Raw genomic sequence first — 4,448 nt, forward strand, 5'->3', positions numbered from 1 at the left:
GGCCCGTCCGGATCTGTGCGGGGGGCGCCCAGTAATGGGTGTCCCTACCGCGATTAAGGTTGCCAAATCTGCGCAAGCTGCCCCGTCCCGACCGAAGCGCCCGTCACAACAGGAGCTTGCCGGACCAACTCGCAGCGCCAGCTGGGACCAAGGTTGCCAAGTCTGCGTGGCATCCGCGCCGCAGATTTGGCAACCTTCAGTTGCTAGCCAGCGTCCCGGCCGGCGCCAGGGCGGCCCGTCTGCCCCTCGACCTCCGCCACTAGGTCGCCGATTCGCTCCGCTAAAGTCTGCACGATGCTGTCCTCGAGCGAGGTGGCGAAGCGGAACACCCACTGACCGCCGTTACGGGTCAAGGTGCCGACCCGGCGTCCGTTGTGAACCACATGGCGGCGGTCCGGCACCGGCGCCCGTGTGCCGGACGAAGCCTGCTCCCCTCCCCTCCCCTCGGCGGTCCGGAGCAGGACGTCGATCTGACCTTCGGGATCCGGCCCGCCCTCTCCAGACGATGCGCGGGCATGGGCATCAAGTGAGGCAAGGATCCGGTCGAGCGCGGACGGATCTACCTCCAGCGCCTCCATCACGCGGCGGGCACGCAGAACTGACAACCTTTGTGGCTCCCGCAAGCGTGTAACAATGTCGGCAGGAAACCGGGCAAGGCGGAGATAAAGGCTCAGGGTGGACGGGTCGATGCCGAACTGCGCCGCGATGTCCTTGGACGGCAGGTCCAGCCTGGACTTCACGGCAGCGAACCAGCGGCCGCGCTCGAGTGCCGAGATGTCCTCGCGCCGCTCATTCTCGGAGAACTGGACGCGGAGCATGGCTGGCTCGTCCAGCGCCCGTACACGCGCAAGGACCTGGCGGCCCAGCCGGCGGCAGGCTTCCAGCCGGCGGCGGCCGGCAGCCACCTCGTAGCCCTCGCCATCCGGGGCAGGCCGGACGGTGATGGCGTCATTCTGGCCGTTTTCACGAATATCCTCGACCAGAGCCTCGAACTCAGTCCCTTCGAAGGCGCCAGGCAGGCGGTCCCGCGGTAGGGTGTCCCGGATTGTGAGAGGATTAAGGAAGATGAACTCGTCCAGCGGCGCGCCAGCCCGGCCGGCCGCCGCCCGTGCCTCTGCTAGGGAACGCTCCAGCGTCGCGTTCCGACCATTGGTCTGGGCAAGCTCCGCCTCAAGCCGGGAGATGCGCTCGCGCAGCCCTTCGGCCAACGCACCGAGCGCAACCGCAGGCTTGTGGAGGCCGGCGCCCGGCACCGGCTGAGGTAGAACCGGCTGCTCCTGCACCGGGGCCGGCGATGCGGCGGCAGCCGCAGCCCGCTCCTTGACAGCCTCGGCCAAGGAGCCGAAGCGCGAGGGACGCGCCGTCATACCAGGGTCTCCTCGGCGCGCGCAGCGGGTGCCCTGCCCCAACTGCGGAGAACGTCCTGCTCGACCGCCCGGTTGACGGCATTCGCGCTGGCAAGAACGCGGTTGTAAGCCGTCCTGTCTGTTGATAGCTCGTACTTATAGAGCGTTTTCTTGCCGAAGCCGGCCGTGCCCATAACGCGCGAATGCAGGAACTCGCCAGGCAACACGGTGTCGCCAAAGCGCTCGCGCAGCAGGGCGACGAGGGCGTCCTGGCTGCGGTCGGTCGGGTCGTAGGCGGTCACGAGGATGCGGGAGAAGGCGAAGTCGAGCTCCCGTCCGAAGGCAGCCCGGAAGTCGGACACGTAGCTGGCGAGGTGTGCGAAAAACTCGGCGGTCGAGGCCAGGTCGGTCATGGTGGCACGGGTCGGCACCACGATGCCCGTCGCGGCATGGAGCGCGGCCGTCATCAGCATGTTCACGTCGGGTCAAGTATCAATGACCGCGATGTCGTAGGCGTCGCCGAGGCTGCTGGTGAAACTTGCCAACTCCTCAAAATACAACACTGTTTCGGCCTGCCCGGCCGTCGCGCGGCGTGCGAGGTTTTCCTCTGCTTCCGCCAAGACGGCACCGGCAGGTACGAGATCAATGTTAGGCCAGTAGGTCCGCTGGCAGAGCGCGTTGGCGCTCACGGGGGTCCCATCGTTCCGCGCTGCGGTCCAGGCGGCGAAGCTGTTTGCCCGTCCGACCTCCGACGAGGGGTCGATCCCGAATTGCGCCGTGGCGCTGCCCTGGCTGTCGAGATCGATGAGGAGGACCCGGTACCCGGCAAGCGCTAGGTACTGCGCGAAATGCACGCTACTGGTTGTCTTGGCGGAGCCGCCCTTGAAGTTGGTGAAGGCAACGACTGCGAGCGCCTCGCTTTACCCGGGCCGCCGGCCGACGTTATGCCTGCCGCCCCGGCCATCCTCGGCGAGGAGGCGCCGCACCGCTTGCACTTCGTCGAAGCTGAGCCGACCTGTTGCCCGGACCACGCGACCCTGCAGCCCTTGGACCGCGCGCAGCTCCTTTAGCGTGAGGCCTAGGAGCGATGCTGCCTCCTGTGGTGAGAAGGTCCGCAATCGCTTCCGCTGGTCGGGAGCATTTTCCAATTCGATAGCGGCGCGTTGTGCTGAACGCAGCACCTCGGCGATGTGCCGGAAGGAATCTACCTGCCCCATTGGTCACCCCCTACTACGGCGCCTGGTCCCCCTTGGCGTCGCGAGCGTCGTCTATCCAATAAGTCGCTGCCGGTGTAAGTCTGGTCGGTTGGATGCGTCCAACTTGTTGTTCGTTGTGCCTTGGATGCATCCATTCCTTTCGGAGAGGATGCTTGGCAGGCGTGCCTTGGGTAATTACCCACCCCCTCTGGCTTCTGCGGCGTAGCGGTCAGGCTGTGACAGTCGTCAGGATAGTGCCGAAGGCGCTGGTGTTCGGCGCGAGGCGGGCGGTGTCGACCACGGTGCGCACGTCCGCCTCGCCCTGAGCGGCCCACATCGCGCGATAACCGTTGGTGACCTTGCGCTGGATCACGGCGGGGCGGAGGTCGCGCTCGCAGGCGTTGTTCGTTGCCCCGACCTGGCCAGGCCAGTCGACAAAGGTCAGGAGCTGGTCGCGCGCTCGCCGCAGCTTCGCTTGTAGTGCCTGCGTCAGTTCACACCCGCTGGGGGCGGCCAGGATCGCGTCCAGCCTGCGTTCGAGCGCCCGCCGCTTGGCGGCCCGGGTGGAGGCGGCCAGACGTGTGGCGGCATCGGCCAGGTCGAAAGCTGAGCTCAGCCAGAGCTTGAGCCGGAAAGGGATGGGGTCGTCGCTGGCCTCGAGCGCATACGCCACGTCGCGGGCCAGGTGCGCCAGGCAGGTCTGCTGGGCCAAGCCGTGGCCCTGCTGTGCCGAGTAGCGATCCGAGAGCCAGACCGCGGGGCGATGCCCGTCCATCATCGCATGCACGACGGAGGCGGCGCGCGTCGGCGCGGCCTGGTGCACCACGGTGTCCTGGCAGCGAAACACCCAGTGATAGCCAGTGCAGCCCTCGATCCGTACGCCGGTCTCGTCGGAGGCCACCACCGCGGCCCGGCGCAGCGCCGCGACGGCCGCCTCGCGCCCGGTCTGGAACCGGCCTTGGGCGCGACGGAGCAGGTTCATCAGCCCGCCCTGGCTGAGGCGCAGCCCGAACAGGTCGGCGAGCGCGGCCTGCAGCCGCTCGTAGGAGAGCGCCTGGTAGGTCTTCAGGTAGGTGGCCACCGCGTGCAGGCGCGGGCCGAAGGGCGTGCCGCTAACCGGCACGGAGGCCACGGCCCGCGTGCCGCATCCGGGGCAGCGCACCGCCAGGCGGTGATGGTGCACTACCTGCGGCCGGACCACGGGTAGCTCGATGCGCTCCCAAACCCCGGCTTCTTCGGCCGACAGATCGGCCGCGAGCGCCATCCGGCAGCATGGGCAGACGGCGGGGCGATGGGCCACCCGTTCGGAGACATCGTCGCTCAACGGTCGGCTGTGGCCCTCGTGGCCCGGCTTGGCGCCGCCAGGCTTGGCGCGCTCGCGCCTCTCCTTCCGGTCCGTGGACGGCGGCTTGGAGGATGTGCGTGAGGTTTTCTCCGGCCGCTGCAGTCGCAGCACCAACTCGATCAGCTCTGCCTTGCTCAGGTGCTCAAGCTCGTCCCGCCGCATGCCAGGATCGAATCAGCCAACCCACTTCCGCGCAAGAGAGGTGGGTAATTACTGCCTTGGCGTGTTCTGGTGCCCTATTGTCTCATAGTGGCTCAGGAGCATCACGCCATTACTCGCCCAGAGGTCCGGACCTCTGGCCGTAAACAGATGTCCTACCCGTCTGGTACTAATGACCCGCTGTCGAGGCTGACGGCTTGCCTGGCACCACGCAATGGATCGCGGAAAGGGCAGCATCAGGTTCGGCGTGTTCTAGCGCGGCATCTGATGGCTGGCCCTGCCATGCCGCACTTGGATGCATCCAAGTGCGGCCGTGAGACGCCTTGCGCAGCACCATGGACCAACACCTATCGGTGGTTTGTTAAAGCGGGAGATAGAGGTTGATCGGCACTCCTGATCCGA

Annotated in this window: 3 protein-coding genes and 1 pseudogene; all 4 read right to left on the reverse strand. The window is 67.2% G+C overall.

Going from position 1 to position 4,448, the window contains the following annotated elements; genetic code table 11:
- Positions 1-203: 203 nt before the first annotated feature.
- Entirely contained in the window at positions 204-1,367 is a 1,164-nt protein-coding gene (locus AC5JBD_RS16970; protein WP_495723011.1) for a ParB/RepB/Spo0J family partition protein, read from the reverse strand.
- The gene (locus AC5JBD_RS16975) at positions 1,364-1,819 is read right to left on the reverse strand and encodes a hypothetical protein (protein ID WP_495723012.1); all 456 of its coding nucleotides are present in this window, start codon (positions 1,817-1,819) and stop codon (positions 1,364-1,366) included. Before AC5JBD_RS16975 ends, AC5JBD_RS16970 begins: the two co-directional genes overlap by 4 nt.
- 12 nt (positions 1,820-1,831) lie before the next feature.
- A pseudogene (locus tag AC5JBD_RS16980) lies at positions 1,832-2,239 on the reverse strand (AAA family ATPase); the annotation flags it as partial.
- A gap of 532 nt (positions 2,240-2,771) precedes the next feature.
- Positions 2,772-4,049, reverse strand: coding sequence for an IS66 family transposase (tnpC, locus tag AC5JBD_RS16985; protein WP_495723013.1), 1,278 nt, complete (start codon positions 4,047-4,049; stop codon positions 2,772-2,774).
- Between the last annotated feature and the right edge of the window lie 399 nt (positions 4,050-4,448).

This window comes from Allosphingosinicella sp. (assembly GCF_059502505.1).